Origin of the sequence: Blastomonas sp. RAC04, assembly GCF_001713435.1 — a bacterium.
In the GTDB taxonomy this organism is placed as follows: Bacteria; Pseudomonadota; Alphaproteobacteria; order Sphingomonadales; family Sphingomonadaceae; genus Blastomonas; species Blastomonas fulva.
In genome coordinates, this window is sequence record NZ_CP016460.1 from 823,306 (window position 1) to 841,128 (window position 17,823).

Here is a 17,823-nt window from a genome sequence, read left to right on the forward strand (position 1 = left end):
CGGGCACGCCATACAGCCCCAATCGCGCGGGCGATAAGCGCACCTATCGCCTGCAAAAAACCCTCGCGCTCCGGCAAACGTGTCTACGGTTCAGCAGATGGGCCACAGCGATGACAGTTCGACAGCAATGTCTCCGGGCATGTTTGCGCCGCTGAAGGAACCGGTGTTCCGGCGCATCTGGAGCGCAAGCCTGCTGTCTAATTTCGGTCAGCTGATCCTGGGGGTCGGTGCCGCCTGGGAGATGACGCGCCAGACGGGCGATCCAGGGATGGTGGCTCTTGTCCAGACGGCCATGATGCTGCCCTTGATGCTGGTTGCGGCGCCAGCAGGCGCGATTGCCGACATGTTCGACAAACGCAAGATCGCGATGTCCGGCCTCGCAATATCGGCGTCCGGTGCTGCTGCTCTGACTGGTCTCGCGTGGCTGGGGCTGGCGACTCCGTGGGTTCTGCTCAGCTTTTGCGTGCTGATCGGTGCGGGCGTTGCGATCTACAGCCCGGCCTGGCAATCGTCGCTTGGCGAACAGGTTGGCCCTGCGCAGCTTCCGGCGGCCATAGCGCTCGGATCAATCAGCTATAATGTCGCCCGCAGTTTCGGGCCTGCGCTGGGCGGCATCATCGTGCTGGTGGCGGGCGCGCATGCCGCGTTCGCGGTCAACGCGGTGGGGTATTTGCCGCTCCTCCTCGCGCTGGCGCTGTGGCGCCGTCAGCACGTGCCATCGCGGCTGCCGCCCGAGCGCATCGACCGAGCCATCATCTCCGGCGCGCGGTTCGTGTTTCACTCCGCTATCATGCGCAAGGTGCTTTGGCGGGCGTTCCTGTTCGGGATGGTGGGGGCGACCGGATCGGCGCTTGCACCACTGATCGCCAAGGACCTGCTGCACGGCAACGCCAGCACGTTCGGCATCCTGCTGGGAGCGAGCGGCGCGGGGGCCGTGGCCGGTGCCCTATTGGTCAACCGTCTGAACAGCTGGCTTGGCGTGGAACTCGCCACACGGCTGATGATGCTGGTTTCGGGTTCGGCCCTGATCGTCGTGGGGTTCAGCCATTCGCTCCTGCTGACGTGCCTAGCAATGTTCGTTGCGGGCGGGTCCAGCATCCTCAGCATCGCCTTGTTCAATGTCGCCGTGCAGGTGGGGGCACCGCGTTGGGTCACGGCGCGCGCGCTTTCTCTGTTTTCCGCCGCACTGACCGGAGGGATCGCGATCGGCGCGGCGATGTGGGGCGTGATTGCAAGCCATACGTCGATCGAGTTTGCGATGGTGGCATCGGGCGGGGGCCTGTTGGCATTGCCGTTGCTGATGATCCTGTTTCCGCTGCCCCGGGATATCGCGGCTGCCTCGGAAATGGCCGAGATGCAGGCGGACCCCGAGGTTGGCCTGGAAATCACTATGCGGTCAGGCCCGATCGTCATCGCCATCGACTATGCGGTGGAACCAGAAGATGCCCGCGCTTTCTATCGCAGCATGCTGGACCTGCAGCGGGTGCGGCTGCGCAACGGCGGTTTCAACTGGTCGCTGTCTCGCGACATTGCCGATGAAAGGCTGTGGACCGAACGCTTCCAGTTCCCGACCTGGGGCGACTTTCTGCGCACGCGCGACCGGTACACCCAGGCTGATCTGCGGGCGCAGACACGGGCTGATGCGTACCTTGTCACCGGCTTTGTAAAACAGGTTCGCCGCCAGCTCGAACGCCCGTTCGGGTCGGTGCGCTGGCAGAAGGATTCGCCCGACACGCGGCAGGATGCCGTCAATTATCTTGGACCTTGACACATGACCCAGGCAAAATCTCTCCGTATCATCCAGTGGGCGACCGGCAATATCGGCACCCGCGCGCTCAGGCGTGTGATCGAACACCCCGCTATGGAACTCGCCGGGCTTTGGGTGCACTCGCCGGACAAGGCGGGCGCCGATGCTGGATCACTGTGCGGGCTGCCCGATACCGGCGTCATCGCAACCAGCGATAGCGCGCAGATCATCGCGACCCCTGCCGATTGTGTGCTCTATATGCCGCAGGGAACCGATTTCGATGTGCTGTGCGCGTTGCTGGCCAGCGGCAAGAATGTCGTCACCACCCGCAGCGACTTTCACCATCCCCGCTCGATGGACCCGGCGATCCGCGAACGGATCGAAGAGGCGTGCCGGACCGGGCAGACCTCTATCTATTGCACCGGTTCCAGCCCCGGCTTCAGCACCGAGGCGCTGACAATCCCGCTGGTTTCGATGTCGCGGCGTCTCGATTGCCTGACGATCGATGAATTTGCCGACCTCACCAGCCGCAATTCGCCCAATCTGCTGTTCAACGTGATGGGGTTCGGTGCAGTGCCGGGCGCGTTCGATCAACACCGGGCCGATCATGTGAAGCGCGATTTTGCAGCTTCGCTATCCCAAGTTGCCGATGCCTTGAACATCGCCATCGACGACTGGCAAGCGTTCGGCGAATATTCCCCCGCGACGCGCGATGTGCAAATAGCGGCGGGCGCGGTAAAGGCGGGAACGATCGCCGCCCAGCGGATCACCATCGAAGGGCGCTGTTCAGGCGTTCCCCGACTGCGCTTTCGCGCCAACTGGTACGCCTCCAGTGCCATCGAGAATACCGACTGGAACCTGCGCGAATCCGGCTGGCGCATCCGGATAGAGGGCGATACGCCGATGGAGGTGAACATCACCTTCCCGGTGAGCCCGGAGGATTATCCCAGCATCACGCCCGGATTCACCGCCCACCGTGCGGTCAATGCCATCGCAGCAGTGTGCTGCGCTGCGCCGGGCATTCGCACGACCGTGGACCTGCCACAGGTGGCGGCGGATTTCGGATGAAAGGCGCGACGACATGTCGATGATGTTGGCGGGAAAGGTCGCTCTGATCACAGGCGGGGGAACGGGCATCGGCGAGGCTGCCGCGGTGGCGCTCGCTGCAGCAGGGGTCAGCGTCGCCATCACCGGCCGCCGACAGGAGCGGCTGGATGGGGTGGTCGCCGCCATTTCTGCCGCAGGCGGCGTCGCAGTAGCAATCCGCAGCGACGCCAGCGTCGAGGGCGAAGCTTTCGACGCGGTCGAACAGACTGTGCGCGCGTTCGGCAAGCTCGACATCGTCGTGAATTCTGCAGGGGTGAACGAGGCGGGCGGCATCCAGTCGCTTGACCTCGAGGGCTGGCGCAAGGTGATCGACATCAACCTGTGGGGAACCATCTATACCTGCAAGGCCGCAGTGCCGCATCTGCAGGCAGCAGGCGGCGGTGACATCATCAACATCAGCTCGACCGCAGGTCGGCGGGCGGCTGGGGTGTTTGCATCCTATGCCACCAGCAAGCACGGCGTGAACGGATTTACCGAATCCATCCGCCAGGAATTGGGCGGCGACAACATCCGCGTTTCGGTGGTCGAGCCCGGGGCGACCGAAACCGAGATCGCCTCCAGCGTGACCGATCCGCAATGGGCAGCAATGATGCAGCAGCATGTCAGCAAGCAGGGGGCGATGCAGGCGGCTGACATCGCAGAAGCGATCATCTTCATCCTCTCGCTGCCAAGGCGCGCCAACGTCTCCCAAATTCTGATACGCCCGACCATCGACACCGCGCCAATGTGAGCGATCCGGTGCAGGAGAGGCAGATGACGGGGATCAGTTCCACACCGGACCAGACGGACGCAACGTCCGAAAAGTTGCCGGGCTTGGTCTATCGCAGCTGGTTCATGTTTGTCCTGATCCTGGTGTCCGCTTCGGTCGTCGGTGAACGCTTCATGATGGCGGTCATGGTCGGGCCGATTAAGGCCGAGCTCAAGCTCAGCGATACGGAAATCGGGCTCGCCAAGGATATGGCGATTGCGATCGTCTATATCATCGCGGTGCTGCCACTGGCGCGGCTGGCCGATCGCTGGTCGAAGCGCAAGATCATCGCGTTGTCCGCCGGGTTGTGGAGCATTGCGGTGCTGATCTGCGGCGCTGCCAAGGGGTTCTGGATGCTGCTCGTGGGGCGTGCGCTGATCGGGCTGGGCGAGGGGGGATATACCCCGGCCTCGCAAAGCTGGATCGCCGATCATTTTCCGCTGCGCCAGCGTGCGACGGCGATGGCGATTTTCCTGCTCGGCGCATCGCTCGGCAATTTCCTGGGCCCCGCAGTGGGTGGCTGGCTGACCCACAATTACGGCTGGCGCGAGGCGATGTTCTACGCATTCCTGCCTGGTATCGTCCTCGCGCCGATCGTCTGGTTCACACTGCGGGACGTGCGACCCGGCCTTGCAGACAACGTTTCAAAGGCAGACGCTGAAATTCAGCCGTTCGTTGCGACGGTGAAACAGCTGTTGGCAATCCGGACGCTGCCGTTGCTCATGCTGTCTTCGGCGCTCAATACCCTCATCACCATGGGCCTGGTGAGCTGGGCCCCGGCGTTCGTCGAGCGCTCGCACGGCATGTCGGCACAGGATGCGGGCATCCAGATGGGCGGCGCGCTGTTTCTGGGATCGGTGATCGGTCATACCGTTGGCGGTCCGTTGTCGGACTGGCTCGGGCGGCGAGACCTGCGCTGGTATATCTGGATGGGCATGCTCTGCGGGGCCGCGGCCATGGTTATTGCCTGGCTGGCACTGTCTGCACCGATGAACCTGGTTTTCCCGCTACTTGGGCTGAACATGCTGATTGGAGGCATGTCCGCTGCTCCGCTGCTGGCGGTCATTGCCGGTCTGGCACCCGCTCACTCCCGGTCGGTCGCAGTGGCATTGCTGATGATTGCGATCAACGTCATCGGGCTTGGCCTTGGGCCGGTCTTCGTCGGCTGGCTGAGCGACATGCTCACGCCCGCTTATGGGCAGGAGGCGCTGGGCATGGCGATGCGGATCGTGCTGCTTGTCGGAGGTCCCAGCTTCGTGCTGGCATGGCTGGCAAGCCGTGCCTGCCTGGGCGATTTTGACAGGGCAGGCGGGTGGAGCGCGGGCAAGCCAGTTGCGGCAGCTTTGCATTGAAAGGCAGAGAGGTAAATCCGATGAGCGAAATAACCCCCCGCATCCCGCATTGCCCCCGCGAGGAATGGACCGACGATGCACGCGAGGTCTTCGCCTTCTGGGGCGAGCCCAATGCCTGGGAGGAGGGCAGCAAGACCAATATCATGATGGTGATGGGCAACCATCCCGCGCTGGGCAAGGTCTACAACAACTGGGGCAAGCATTTCCTGATGGCCAACAGCCTCAATACCAGGCAGCTTGAGCTTCTCATCCTGCGCGTAAGCTGGCGGGTAAAGTCCGAATATGAGTGGCACAACCATGTCGGCTATGGAATGAATGCCGGGCTGTCGCTTGAGGATATCGCCGCGATCCGCGACTTTCCCGCAAGCGGCAACTGGACCGAGGAAGAGACGGCGCTTCTGCAGGCGGTCGATGACCTTATCGATACCAACACCATCAGCGATGCGACCTGGGCCATTCTGGTCAAGACGCTCGACAAGAAGCAGATGATGGACCTGACGTTCACCATCGGTCATTATGTGATGACCAGCTGGGCTCTGTCGTCCTTTGGCGTGCCGATCGAAGGCGGCGCGGATGCCGTGGGGTTTGACCTGAAGACCGCATCGGGAAGAATTCCAGGCAAGACCTACAAGCCCGGCGAGGTCGAAAACTGGACCGATACCCGCGGTTACTGACGCTGCCTCATCGCTTCAACGATATGAACCGGCGAGACGCCAAAAAGCGTTGCCCGCAGTGTCCTGCCGCCTAGGTATGGTGCAACCTCCCGCACACACTGAAAGATGCATGCCATGGCCACCGAAATCCTTTTGCCCAAGATCGGCTTTTCGATGAACGAGGGGCAGATCGCCGAATGGATGTTCGGTGACGGAGAAGAAGTGGCCGAGGGCGACGTCCTGTACCTGCTGGAAGCGGACAAGTCCGCCAACGAAGTCGAGGCTCCGGCGTCGGGCATTTTGCGAATCTTGGGCGTGGAAGGCGAAACCTACGAGGTTGGCACCGTCATCGGCTATATCGAGTAGCCGCGGGCGTGACCGCCCTGCGCGTAGGCATCGTCAGCGCAGGCTGGGGAGCGTTCGCTCATTTGCCTGCCTGGCGTGCGGTGCCTGGTGTGGAAGTGACCGCGATCTGCACATCCCGGGAGGACACTGCCAAAGCCGCACAGCAACGGCTGGGGCTACCCCGTGCCTTCTGCGACGCGCAGGCGATGTGCCAGGACCCGGACATCGACATTGTCGACCTCGGCACGCGCCCGTCGGTGCGTTTGCCAATGGTGCTCGCAGCGCTCAGGCACGGCAAGCATATCTACAACGCCAGCCCGCACGCGCCGGACTGGGCCGGTGCCAAGGCCATCGAGGCGGCCCGCAGCGCAAGCAGCAGCATTGCATTGGTCGATGCCTTCTCGCAATACATTCCAGCCCACCGGCAGATGCACACGATGCTGCGAAACGGATATGTCGGCGAGCCGCTTGGCGGAAGCTGCCGCCTGAACATCTCGTTGTTCAACCAGCCCGACAAGCGCTTTCCCTATAACTGGTTCGCCGATGGCAGTGCCGGGGTCAGCGCCATGCGCAACAACGGCAGCCATGCGCTCTATATGCTGACCCATCTTTTCGGCCCAGTTACCGAGCTGGTAGCCGATGACCGCCAGGTCTTGCGCGAATGGGTCTTCCCCGATGGCGATGTGGTCGTGCCGGCCAACACCGATTACGCCAATGCGATCCTGAAATTCGCCTCTGGTCTGACGATGGCGCTGCAGATCAGCTGGAGTCTCCCGCTACACGATGGCTGGCTGATTGATATCTATGGGACCAAAGGGCGGCTGCGGGCGCAATCCCCGACCTTTCCGACTGCGCGCGATTGCCGGTTGTTCGGAGGCCAGCTTGGAGGGGCGATGGAAGAGATTGCGGTTCCCGAAGCATTCAAGAACGATCCTGCTGTCAGCCTTGACTGGTCGGCCGACATCCAGCCCGCCTTCCCGATGGCGCTATCCATGAATGCCATGGTCAGGGCGATCAACGGCGAGGGCAGGTCATCGCCCGATTTCGCGCAGGCTTTCGAGATCGAACGGGTGCTTGAGGCGGTCCGGCTATCCAGCCAGCGGCGGCACTGGGTTAGCGTCGACGGAATTCACTGAGGAGAATGACCATGATGACAGGAATTCTGGGCTCAGCATTGGCCCTGGCGATTGCAAGTGCCATTCCTGTCAACGGCAAGGATGAACCGACCAGATCTGGAGAATTGACCATGACTCCCACCATCCGTCCCGACGCAAAGGCCTATCTCGACGCCCTTGTCAAACAGCCGCGACCGCCGATGAACGCGCCGACCATCGCCATGATCCGCAAGATTCCGCCCGAGCAGCTCGCCGTGATGATGTCCCAGTCGGAAGTGGAGGTGCCTGCACTTGCGGTGGACCGGAAGCTGACAATGCCCGGTCCCGGCGGGGCGATCGACCTGCGGCTGTTTGACGCGAGGCAGGAGCGTTCTCCCGGCCCGGTGCTCGTGTTCTATCATGGTGGGGGCTTCGTCGTCGGCAGCATCGCCACCCATGCAGCGCTGGCGGCAGAGATGGCGCGGCAGCTCGATATACCCGTTGTATCGGTCGAGTATCGTCTGGCTCCCGAGCATAAATGGCCCGCAGCGCCGGATGACGCGGAAGCGGCGGCGCGGTGGATCGCAGCCAATGGCGCAGCCATGGGGCGCGAGGTCACCGGGCTGGTGCTTTCAGGCGACAGTGCAGGAGGAACGCTGACATTGGTCACCGCGCTGGCGTTGCGCGACAAGCCCGCCAGCGTGCCCGTTGAACTCCTCGTCGCGCTCTATCCGATGGCCGATGCTTCGAAGCCTTATCCATCGATGGCAGCCTTCTCGAACGGATACGGACTGGATTCTGCCGATTCCCAATTCTACGGCGAGGCTTATGCGCCAGACGTCAACAGTCCGCGCCACTCCGCCCTGCTCGCCGACCTGAAGGGTCTGCCACCCACGGTGCTGGCGACCGCCGCGCTTGACCCGCTACGCGACGGGGGACGCGCATTCGTCAGCGCACTGGCAAAAGCGGGGGTGTCGGTGAGCTATTATGAGGCCGAGGGCAACATCCATGGCTTCGCGACATTCCGCAGGGCTATCCCATCGGCGCAGCGCGACCTCGATCACATCCTCTCGCTGGCAAAAGCGATGCTAGGTCGAAATGAAGCCGCCGGTGAGGCCAGCAGGGGCAAACCTTAGTCAGCCGCCGAAACGCGGCGCCCGCTTCTCCTTCAGCGCCGCAATGCCCTCGCGGTGATCGGCGGTTCGGACGGACTGAGCCTCATAACCCAGCCCTACGGGTAGGACGGCTTCTGTAATACGCTTCAGCTCCATATTGGTGAGCCGCTTCGTCCATCGGATTGCCTGTTGTGCGCCGTCCAGCAGCCGGTTGCAGAATTCGTCCACCGCAGCGTCCAGTTCGTCCGCGGGCAGGGCGTGGTTGATCAGCCCAATCTGGGCAGCACGTGGCGCGAGGAGCAGCCCGCCGCCCAGCAGATATTCCTTTGCGCGAGCAAGACCGATCAGTTGCGGCCAGATAATCGCGCCGCCATCGCCCGCGACGAGCCCAAGCCCGACATGCGGATCGCCGATCTTCGCCGTATCCACGGCAAAGATGACATCGCAGAACAATGCGAGCGTTGCCCCCAGGCCGACAGCATGGCCATTCATCCGGCACACTACCGGCTTGTCGGTATCAAGCAGCGTCAGGATGATCGCACGCGCCATTTCGATCTCGTGGTCGAAGAGGTGCGGGTTTTTGGCGTTGTTTTCGATATGCGCCAGATCCCCACCTGCAGAGAAGGCGCGGCCCGCCCCCGTCAGCAATATGACGTCCGAGCCTGTGTCATCGCGGGCGAACGCCAAAGCGTGCGGCAGTTCATCATGCTGCTGGCGATTGAACGAATTGAGCGCGTGGGGGCGGTTCAGGGTCACTCGCAGCAGCCGCCGGTCGCGTTCGAGCAATATGGTTTCGTATGAGGGCAGGTCGGTCATGTCGCCCTCCATATCACGCCATGGCGATATGCCTATGCCGCTGGGGCGATAACCACTTGTGCGCGCCGCCCACCGCCATTCTAGTCGTATCGTACCCCCGCGCTGCGCGCGAGGATCATTGGACCGGGGAGTTGGGCATGAGCAGTTTTGACGAGACCTACGACTGGGTCGTTGCCGGCAGCGGGGCGGGCTCGTTCGTATCGGCGCTGGTCATGCGCGCGGCGGGCAAGTCGGTGCTGATCCTCGAAAAGATGCCGACGGTTGGCGGCACCACCGCCAAATCGGGCGGGGTCATCTGGGTGCCGAACAACCGTTTCATGATTGAAGCGGGCGAGAAGGACAGCGCTGCGGCAGGGATCACCTATCTCGATGCGGTATGCGAAGATCTGCCCGGATCGACGCACGAAAAGCGCCTGACCTATGTGACCGAAGCCCCGAAGATGATCGATTTTCTGGTCGAACAGGGCGTCGCGCTGGAGCGGACCTGCGATTTCTGGCCCGATTATTACGATGAGGCGCCGGGTGGATGCAAAACGACACGCACGCTGACGGCACGCTATTTCAACAAGAAGGAACTGGGGCCGGAATGGGCCGACCGGCTCCAGCCCGGATTTGCGCATGCCCCGGCGCGACTGGCCGAGGGCATGCAGCTGCCGTACGCCGCAAAAAGCTGGAAGATCAAGGCGCTGATGGCACGGATCGGCTTGCGTATCCTGTGGGCCAAGGTGACGGGCAAGGACTGGGTATCTGCGGGCGCTGCGCTGCAGGGGCGGATGCTGCTGGCCGCGCTCAAGGCAGGGGTTGATGTCCGCACAGAAACCCCTGTGCGTGAACTGATCGTCGAGCATGGCAGGGTGACCGGTGTGGTGACCGACAGGGGCCGCATCGGCGCGCGGCTGGGGGTACTGGTCAATGCAGGCGGCTTTGCACAGAATCAGGCGATGCGCGATCGGTATATGCCCGGAACGCAGGCGGCATGGTCGAACACCCCGCCGGGCGATACCGGCGATCTTCACCCGGAAATGGAGCGGGTTGGCGGGGTTCTCGGGCAGATGGATCAGATGGTCGGATACCAGATGACGCGGATGCCCGGTTGGGAGAAGGCGTTCGTTAAGCCGCCGATCCAGAGCACAACCGGCAAGCCGCATGCGATCGTGGTCGATCAGTCGGGCATGCGTTATATGAACGAGGGCGGCAGCTACGAGCTGTTCTGCCAGACCATGTGGGAGCGCAACAAGACCGTGCCCGCTGTGCCGAGCTGGGCGGTATTCGACGGCAATTTTGCCAGCGAGTATGCGATCGGCGGCGTCAAGATGGCCAAATACTACGATATGTGGCGTGGAACCGGCTACCTCAAACAGGCCGATACGGTTGAGGGACTGGCCGAGCAGATCGGCTGTGACCCGGCAGTACTGGCGCAGACGATCACCCGCTGGAACGGCTTTGTCGATGCCGGAAGGGACGAGGATTTCCATCGAGGCGAGCGGGCATACGACCAGTGGCTGGGGGATCCATTCCGGTCGGCCACACCTGCTCCGGAACGCAGCCTCGGGCGGATCGACACCGGGCCGTTCTATGCCGTCGATATCGTGCCGGGCGATGTCTCGACCTATGGCGGGGCAGTGACCGACACCGCGGGGCGCGTAACCCGCGCCGATGGATCTGTGGTTGAAGGGCTTTACGCGTGCGGGGTTTCCAGCGCGTCGGTGATGGGCGGGGTCTATCCTGGGGCCGGGGCCAGCATCGGACCCAGCATGGCGTTCGGATATCTGGCGGCACGTCACGCTGCGGGAATCGGCAACCAGATTTAGCGAATTAGGCTGAGGTTCAAACAGGGCCTTCGGCGCTGCCGAAACGAACAGGGCGCGACAGCAGGAAGGGCAGGCGGGAAGAGGCGATGCTCGATTGGCTGCCATCGGCGTGGATCAGCGATACTCGCCCGACACCGGGCGACGAAACGATGCCTACAACCCCATCGACCCAGGCGTGGAGCACCCCGCGCATGTGCTGAAGCTCAATATCCGCAACCGATATCTCGCCTGCGCTTTCCAGCTCTGCCTCCAGTGCGGCGACCCTTTCTGCTTTTGAAACGACGTTGTCTTCTGCAATCATTGTATGTCCCTGCGATGCGACTGGTAATGCACTCTGGCGGTACAAACGCGCCATGGCCCGCGCATATCGCGCAGGCCAGCCACATATCGCCACGGCGCATTGACCTGCCACTGCCAACGCCCGACTAACGTGATCCTTGTCCACGACATCAGAAGGTTATCATGGCAGATCAGAGCAACGCCCCAAAACCTGGCCCGGACGCGCTCGTCGATATCTATCGCCGCATGCTGCGCGTCGAACGCAATGACGATGCGATCCGCAAGACGATCCGTCGTGGCCGACTGACCATGCCTTATTATTCGGCGCGGGGGCAGGAAGTGATCCCTGCCACCATCGGCCACCTGCTCAATGACGAGGACCAAATCTGCACGATCTATCGCGGCATTCAGGATATGGTCGCCAAGGACATGCCGCTGCGCCCCCTGTGGGCTGAAATCGCAGGCCGGGTGGACGGCACCTGCAAGGGCAAGGGCGGACCGATGCATTTGACCTATCCCGAGATGGGCGTGATGGTCACCACTGGGATCGTCGGCTCGTCGATGCCCATTGCGAATGGCCTGGCTTGGGCTGCGCAGATGGACGGATCCTCGCGAGTGGTGGTCGCGTTCTTCGGAGACGGGGCATCCAATATCGGTGCGTTCCATGAATCCCTGAACCTTGCCTCGCTGTGGAAGCTGCCAGTGATCTTCGTATGCCCCAACAATGGCTATGGCGAGCACACCGCTTATGATGTCGCGACATCGGTCGACAAGATTTCGACGCGGGCCATCTCCTATGGAATGCCCGGGTTTACCGTGGATGGCAACGATCCGGACGACATGTATGCACATATGGCGGTCGCGATCGAGCGGGCCCGTGCGGGCGACGGGCCAACCCTGCTGGAATGCAAGACCTTCCGTTTCCTGGGCCATGTGCTGGGTGATGACGATTTCTATATCCCCAAGGAAGTCAAGGAAGCCGCAATCGCCAACGATCCGCTGCCCGCACTTCGCGCCCGATTGATTGCAGAGGGCCACGCCAGCGAAGAGCTGCTCGCCGCCATGCAGGCCGATCTGGAAGCCGAAATCGCCGATGCCGAAGCGTTCGGCATGGCCAGCCCACTGCCATCCGTGGACGAATTGCGCCGGGATGTGTTCGCCGAGGAGATTGCAGCATGACCGAGATGCTGAAGATGAACGGGATTCAGGCCATCAACGCTGCGATGATGGACGCGATGGCGGCGGATCCCAAGGTTGTCGTGCTGGGCGAGGACATCGCCGATCCGCAGGGGGGCGGCGTCACCGGCACCATGCGGGGGCTTTCCACCAAATTCGGTGGACACCGTGTTCGCACGACACCGATTTCGGAACAGGCGATCATAGGCGCCGCCATCGGCGCGGCGATGGCGGGCTACAAGCCGGTGGCCGAGATCATGCTGATGAATTTCACGACCGTTGCGATGGACATGATCTTCAACCATGCCGCAAAACTGCGGTTCATGAGCGGCGGGCAGACAAGCGTTCCCATCACCATTCGCACGCTCACCGGTGCAGGCTGGCAAACTGCGGGCCAGCACAGCGACCATCTCGAAGGCTGGTTTGCGCATTCCGCTGGGATCAAGGTGGTGTGTCCCTCCAATCCGGCCGACATGAAGGGCTTGTTGCTGTCCTGTATTCAGGATCCCGACCCGTGCATCTTCGTCGAAAACGGGATGACTTTGTTCGTTCCGGGCGATGTCGCCGACGATCAAGGACCCATTCCACTGGGCAAGGCCAATGTTATGGTCGAAGGCTCCGACCTCACGATCATCAGCTGGTCGGGCCAGGTCATGCGCTGTCAGATGGCGCTTGCCGGGCTAGCGGATGCTGGCATCTCAGCGGAATTGATCGACCTGCGCACCATTTCGCCTTGGGACAAGGAGGCAGTGCTGGCGTCGGTTGCCAAGACGGGACGTGCCCTGATCGTGCACGAGGCGGTCAAGGCCTTCGGGCCCGGTGCGGAGATCGCTGCGACCATTGCCGACGAAATGTTTGGCCAACTCAAGGCCCCGGTAAAGCGTCTCGGCGGTCCGTACTGCCCTGTACCGTTCGCCAAGGTTCTGGAGGACGCATTCATCGTACAGCCTGAAGCGATCCTGGCTCAGGCCAAGGCGATGATGGAATAGGTAGGTACCACCCAATGCCGACAATGGATGTGCAGCTAATGGGCCGGTAGTTGAGATCAGTCGGCTCGAACGTCTGGTCCTGATAGAAGCTGCCGGAACAAGTCGTGCTCTGAATTCAACACGAATACCGGGCGATGCTGACTTGCTTCTATTTGGTCGTGGCCAAACTCCCCAGTGGTGAATTATGTAGGTATCGGACGCCTCACGCGCCCATTGAATTCAGGTTATGTTTTGCCGGAAACGACGGCTGCCACTGATCACCGCGCCCGAGCGCAATGTAATGTCGAAGTCACCGCTTTGGCGTGTCTCGGTCGACGCGATTGCCGCGCGACGGACCAGCCGCGAGCGGTGAACGCGGACGAAGCCGTAATGAGCAAGCTCCGCTTCGATACCAGCCATGGTCCGCCGCGCCAGTTCAGTGCCGAAATCGCCGTGGAGTTCGATATAATTGCCGGCCGCATTCACCCAGTCGATCTCGTCAGGGCGCAGCATCACCATGCGGCTGCCATCACGCACTTCAATCAGTGCCGCTTCGGCAGAAGGACGTATTGGCAACGGCCCGGTCTCGGCCATTAGCCGCCGCGCCAGCAAGAAAACTGCGAGGATCGAGATATAAGTGATGACGTCCTTGCGTGCTTCAAACAGAAGCCGCGTGGTTAGCGTTTCACTCGGCGCGTAATCCAGCCCTGAGATGTCGAACGCTACAATGCGCAGCGCGGCCATGAGCAGGGTGTGGGCAACCGAGACAGCGACGCAGCCAACCACATGACCAAGCGTAGCCTGCCATAGCGGCCGCGGTGCGAGCCGGATCGCAAGCATCAGCACGACGGGGAGCAGCATGAGCCAAGCGGCAAAGCTGGTGCCCTCCAGCACCCACGCCTGCCATGCGGCAATCGGCCGACCCAGCGCGCGGCGCTGGTCTATCAGGCTCACCGCATTGACCACCATGTATAGCAAACCGAATCCGGCAAAGGTCAGCGAGGTAATTGCCCGCGGATCGCGGCGCAGCCACCTGCCATGCCGCGTACCACTCGCCACTCCAATCCCGCCGCTCGTCACACGCCGCCCCGCCACCTGTCCCACCGGCTCAGCCGCCCGTCACCATCGCGATGACGCGATGGACGGCCGCAGCTTAGGCCCGGTCCAGATTAGATGCGATGGAGAAGTGTTATGCAAGCCACCACGGGGATGACTGGCCGCCAATATGGCCTCGATTGGCTCAGAATCGGCGCTTTTGCGCTGCTGATCCTTTATCATATTGGGATGTTCTTCGTGCCGTGGGCATGGCACGTCAAAGCCGCCGAGCCGGTCGATTGGGCGGTTTGGCCGATGATGGCAGTCAATCCGTGGCGGCTGATGCTGCTGTTCGTGATTTCGGGCGTGGTGTCACGTGCGCTGCTGGGCAAGCTCGCGACGCCGCGCGGCTTTGCAGCGAGCCGATCTGCGCGTCTCGCGGTGCCGCTGCTGGCGGGAATGATGCTGTTCGTCGCCCCGCAGCCATGGTTCGAACTGCGCGACAGGGGTGCCTACGAGGCCGGCTTCGTGCATTTCTGGCTCAACGATTATTTCGAGTTCGGCGGCAGCCGGGGCACGCCGCTACCCACCTGGAACCACTTGTGGTTCGTTGCCTATTTGTGGGCCTATTCGCTGATGCTGGCGGTGCTCGCGGCACTTCCCGCACGGGTGCGAGTGCTCTTGCAGCGGGGCTTCGACCAGCTTTTCACCGGTTGGCGGCTCGTGGTGCTGCCGATGGTGTGGCTGGCACTGGCGCGGCTGCTTCTGCACCCCGTGTTTGGCGAGACCCATGCCCTGTTCGACGATCCCTATGCTCACGCGATCTACGGCTTTGCCTTCTTCTTCGGGGTGGCGCTGGCGCGTTCGGGTGCTGCTTGGACCACTATTCTTGGCCAATGGCCTGCGCTGCTTGGCATCGCCGCGCTGGCCTGTGCCGCGCTGTTTGCAGTTCATGGCATGAGCGATGGAACATCGGCGTGGGAAACCGCCCGCCTGCTGGCACGCACCGCGCTGGCATGGACCGCGATCCTAGGCCTTATCGGCTTCGCCCAGACCCACCTTCACCACGACGGTCCGGTGCGACGCTACCTTACCGAGGCGATCTTTCCATATTACATCGCGCATCAGACAATCATCATTGCAGCCGGTTTCTGGCTCAAGCAGGCCGGAGCGCAGACGGGGCTGGCTTTCGGGGTGATCCTGCTGACGACCCTGCTGGGCTGCGCGCTGACCTACGAAAGCGCCCGGCGGGTTAACTGGCTGCGACCCTTCCTCGGGCTGAAGCGCGTGACCCCGCGCTCGCTTTCGGCGACAGCAGCGCAAGAAGTCAGGAGCCAATCCTTTGAGAAGCTCTGACGGAGCTACGTTCCCCGTTCCAAACAGGCGAACGTCACCGGCATCATGGGCAGTGTTTCGCGCGCGTTATTTAACCATACGACCGCCGTCAATGATCAGGATATCTCCGGTTTGAAACGAGGAGGCATCAGAAGCGAGATAGGCGGCAGGGCCTTCTATATCAATCAACTGGCCGACCCGGCCGAGTGGAGTGATGCTTGAGAAGTGCTTGATAAGAGCTGTGGACTCTTCTTCTGACGCTCCGTCCATAAGCCCGCTAGGGAAAAAGCCGGGAGCGATCATATTGGCGCGGACGCCATATTGCCCCATCTCGACTGCTAGGCCACGAATAATGCAGGCTATTGCACCTTTCGCCGCACCGTAGTGCTCCATGCCTTGAATCCCGCGGAACATGGATAAGCTGCCACATGCTACAATAGATCCGCCGCGGTCTCCCGCCAAAGCGCGTTCGCGCATATGTTTGGTTACCTCTCGCAGCGTATAAAATGCTCCGTGAAGGTTTACCCCAAGCAACTCGTGATAAAGCTGGCTGGTCATGTCAGGGAAGGATCCGGCCTTGCTGCTGAACCCGGCATTGGCGAAAACGCAGTCGACCCGGCCCATCGCCCCAAGCGTAGACGCAAAAGCCGCTTCAACCGCCTTTTCGTCACTTACATCAACCGATTCAGAGTGCGCACGTGGCGCGCCGAGCGCCTTCAGCGCTTCTACAGCCTGCGCATTGCGGTCGGCCCGACGGCTCCACACAACCACGTCCGCGCCTTGTTTGGCGCATCCCTGCAAAAAGCCGAGACCAATTCCGCTGTTGGCCCCGGTCGCCAGCACGACCTTGCCGGTGAGATCGAATAGTCCTTTGCTCATGTCAGGCCTCCAAGGCTGTGCGAGTGACGAGAGGTGCCGCAAATGCATCGGCAAACACGCACTCGGGAATGTCTGCGAAATTCAGCGTCATCACTTTGATCAGCGACGCAAAAATTCAGAAGGTGATGACGACCTTGGCAGCGCAATTGGCATCGTTGGCCACCTCGAAGGCGTTCAGGAAATCGCTGAATGGCAGGCGGTGGGTGATCATCGCCTCGGCATCGAGGGATCCATCGGCCAGCTTGGCCATCACTTCGGGGAATTCCGACGGATAGCCCGACGCGCCGATCAGGCTGGTCTCTTTGCTCATCAGGCGGCTGACGTCGAATGTCAGCGGCTCGGGCTGCATTGCCACGACGATCACCCGGCTGCGTTTGTTGGCCATGGCCATAATGTCTGCCAGCACCCCGCGACCGCCGCTCACCTCGAAATAGACGTCTGTCTTCGGCAGATCCACGCCCCACACCTTGCCCATGCCGCGCTCTCGGCTAAGTGTCTCGGCCACGGGATAGTGGCGCGGATCAAGCGCGAGGCGCGCGCCCATGGCCAGCGCGCGTTCACGACGCAGCGGCGAAAGATCGAACGCGATGATGTCTTCGATCCCGCGGGCTTTGAGACCGGCAACAATACCCAGCCCGATGGGCCCGACACCGAACACCGCGACGCTTTCGCCCGGCTCTACCTCGCCGCGGTTGATCGCATGCTCGGACACCGACAAGGGTTCAACCAGCGCGGCATGATCATAGCTCACGCTGTCGGGGATCATGCACAGCGATTGGGGGTGGGCATCGACGCCGCGCAGGATGACATAGTCACTGAACCCCCCGCACTCGCCGCCACGGCCCATATCTGCAGGGCTGTTGTTCGAGTTGTACGCGACTCGGTCGCCGAGCTTGTAGCTTTTGACGTCAGCGCCGACATCGATCACTTCGCCCGCAAATTCGTGACCGAGCGGCATGGGTGTGCCGAACCGAGTCCCTCGGTTGCGAAAGTGCAAGTCGGTCCCGCATATGCCGGCTGCGACCACCTTTATGACGATATCGTCCGGTCCGGTGCTCGGTCGTTCAGCCTCGTCGAGCTTGAGATCGCCCGCCGCGTGAAGCACGCCTACCTTCATCATAGCTCTCCCGATTTCACTCATATCGTATCAAGTCGATTAGCGTCGGCAAAGGACGCCTAACAAGCGCTTGATCCGGACATTTTATCGTACAAGGGCCATAGAGTGGACCAAGATTGGCGTGTTGCCATTGCTCCGATTTTCCGCCGCGGACGGTTACGATCCACCAGACATCACCGCGAAGCGTCGCAGCAAAAATTCCGAGCGGTCCAGTTGATTGCGCGCCCTCTCCGATCTGGAAAGATG

Annotated in this window: 17 protein-coding genes; 12 read left to right on the forward strand and 5 right to left on the reverse strand. The window is 62.0% G+C overall.

Annotated elements, in window-relative coordinates:
- Positions 1 to 139: 139 nt before the first annotated feature.
- The 8 genes from BSY18_RS04990 (at position 140) to BSY18_RS05025 (ending at position 8,182) form a co-directional block, all read left to right on the forward strand.
- The gene (locus BSY18_RS04990; RefSeq protein WP_236823452.1) at positions 140 to 1,768 is read left to right on the forward strand and encodes an MFS transporter; all 1,629 of its coding nucleotides are present in this window, start codon (positions 140 to 142) and stop codon (positions 1,766 to 1,768) included.
- Between the two features lie 3 nt (positions 1,769 to 1,771).
- Positions 1,772 to 2,815, forward strand: coding sequence for an NAD(P)H-dependent amine dehydrogenase family protein (locus BSY18_RS04995; RefSeq protein ID WP_069049872.1), 1,044 nt, complete (start codon positions 1,772 to 1,774; stop codon positions 2,813 to 2,815).
- 13 nt (positions 2,816 to 2,828) lie between these two features.
- Complete coding sequence (locus tag BSY18_RS05000) at positions 2,829 to 3,584, forward strand: SDR family oxidoreductase (RefSeq protein WP_069049873.1); 756 nt, start codon at positions 2,829 to 2,831, stop codon at positions 3,582 to 3,584.
- Between the two features lie 23 nt (positions 3,585 to 3,607).
- Positions 3,608 to 4,954 carry a spinster family MFS transporter gene (locus BSY18_RS05005; protein ID WP_069051704.1) on the forward strand — a complete coding sequence of 449 codons (1,347 nt, stop codon included), beginning with the start codon at positions 3,608 to 3,610 and terminating at the stop codon, positions 4,952 to 4,954.
- A 20-nt stretch (positions 4,955 to 4,974) separates the two neighbouring features.
- Entirely contained in the window at positions 4,975 to 5,628 is a 654-nt protein-coding gene (locus tag BSY18_RS05010) for a carboxymuconolactone decarboxylase family protein (protein WP_069049874.1), read from the forward strand.
- Positions 5,629 to 5,742: 114 nt separating this feature from the next.
- On the forward strand, positions 5,743 to 5,973 hold the full coding sequence (locus BSY18_RS05015; protein WP_069049875.1) for a biotin/lipoyl-containing protein: 231 nt from the start codon (positions 5,743 to 5,745) through the stop codon (positions 5,971 to 5,973).
- An 8-nt stretch (positions 5,974 to 5,981) separates the two neighbouring features.
- Positions 5,982 to 7,088 (forward strand): Gfo/Idh/MocA family protein, encoded by a 1,107-nt coding sequence (locus tag BSY18_RS05020; RefSeq protein WP_150126209.1) that lies wholly within the window; start codon positions 5,982 to 5,984, stop codon positions 7,086 to 7,088.
- 110 nt (positions 7,089 to 7,198) lie between these two features.
- Positions 7,199 to 8,182: an alpha/beta hydrolase gene (locus BSY18_RS05025; protein ID WP_069051706.1), complete on the forward strand. Its 984-nt coding sequence runs from the start codon at positions 7,199 to 7,201 to the stop codon at positions 8,180 to 8,182.
- On the opposite strand, the gene BSY18_RS05030 is transcribed toward BSY18_RS05025, so the two are convergent.
- Complete coding sequence (locus tag BSY18_RS05030) at positions 8,183 to 8,977, reverse strand: enoyl-CoA hydratase/isomerase family protein (RefSeq protein ID WP_069051707.1); 795 nt, start codon at positions 8,975 to 8,977, stop codon at positions 8,183 to 8,185.
- A gap of 137 nt (positions 8,978 to 9,114) precedes the next feature.
- Here BSY18_RS05030 and BSY18_RS05035 point away from each other — a divergent pair, with 137 nt between their 5' ends.
- Positions 9,115 to 10,788: an FAD-dependent oxidoreductase gene (locus tag BSY18_RS05035; protein WP_069049876.1), complete on the forward strand. Its 1,674-nt coding sequence runs from the start codon at positions 9,115 to 9,117 to the stop codon at positions 10,786 to 10,788.
- A 16-nt stretch (positions 10,789 to 10,804) separates the two neighbouring features.
- Here the strand turns inward: BSY18_RS05035 and BSY18_RS05040 are convergent, their stop codons facing one another.
- Entirely contained in the window at positions 10,805 to 11,143 is a 339-nt protein-coding gene (locus tag BSY18_RS05040) for a hypothetical protein (protein WP_335617680.1), read from the reverse strand.
- Between the two features lie 107 nt (positions 11,144 to 11,250).
- Here BSY18_RS05040 and BSY18_RS05045 point away from each other — a divergent pair, with 107 nt between their 5' ends.
- Positions 11,251 to 12,246, forward strand: coding sequence for a thiamine pyrophosphate-dependent dehydrogenase E1 component subunit alpha (locus BSY18_RS05045; RefSeq protein WP_069049878.1), 996 nt, complete (start codon positions 11,251 to 11,253; stop codon positions 12,244 to 12,246).
- Complete coding sequence (locus BSY18_RS05050; protein ID WP_069049879.1) at positions 12,243 to 13,232, forward strand: alpha-ketoacid dehydrogenase subunit beta; 990 nt, start codon at positions 12,243 to 12,245, stop codon at positions 13,230 to 13,232. Before BSY18_RS05045 ends, BSY18_RS05050 begins: the two co-directional genes overlap by 4 nt.
- Before the next feature lie 219 nt (positions 13,233 to 13,451).
- Here the strand turns inward: BSY18_RS05050 and BSY18_RS05055 are convergent, their stop codons facing one another.
- Positions 13,452 to 14,270 carry a LytTR family DNA-binding domain-containing protein gene (locus BSY18_RS05055; protein WP_150126210.1) on the reverse strand — a complete coding sequence of 273 codons (819 nt, stop codon included), beginning with the start codon at positions 14,268 to 14,270 and terminating at the stop codon, positions 13,452 to 13,454.
- Positions 14,271 to 14,402: 132 nt separating this feature from the next.
- Between BSY18_RS05055 and BSY18_RS05060 the strand changes: the two genes are divergently transcribed.
- A complete protein-coding gene (locus BSY18_RS05060; RefSeq protein WP_171900174.1) occupies positions 14,403 to 15,602 on the forward strand; it encodes an acyltransferase family protein in 1,200 nt (399 codons plus the stop codon).
- Positions 15,603 to 15,668: 66 nt separating this feature from the next.
- Here the strand turns inward: BSY18_RS05060 and BSY18_RS05065 are convergent, their stop codons facing one another.
- Together BSY18_RS05065 and BSY18_RS05070 are read right to left on the reverse strand one after the other, a co-directional pair.
- Positions 15,669 to 16,460: an SDR family NAD(P)-dependent oxidoreductase gene (locus tag BSY18_RS05065; RefSeq protein WP_069049882.1), complete on the reverse strand. Its 792-nt coding sequence runs from the start codon at positions 16,458 to 16,460 to the stop codon at positions 15,669 to 15,671.
- 115 nt (positions 16,461 to 16,575) lie between these two features.
- Positions 16,576 to 17,580, reverse strand: a complete 1,005-nt coding sequence (locus tag BSY18_RS05070) for a zinc-dependent alcohol dehydrogenase (protein ID WP_171900175.1) — start codon at positions 17,578 to 17,580, stop codon at positions 16,576 to 16,578.
- Between the last annotated feature and the right edge of the window lie 243 nt (positions 17,581 to 17,823).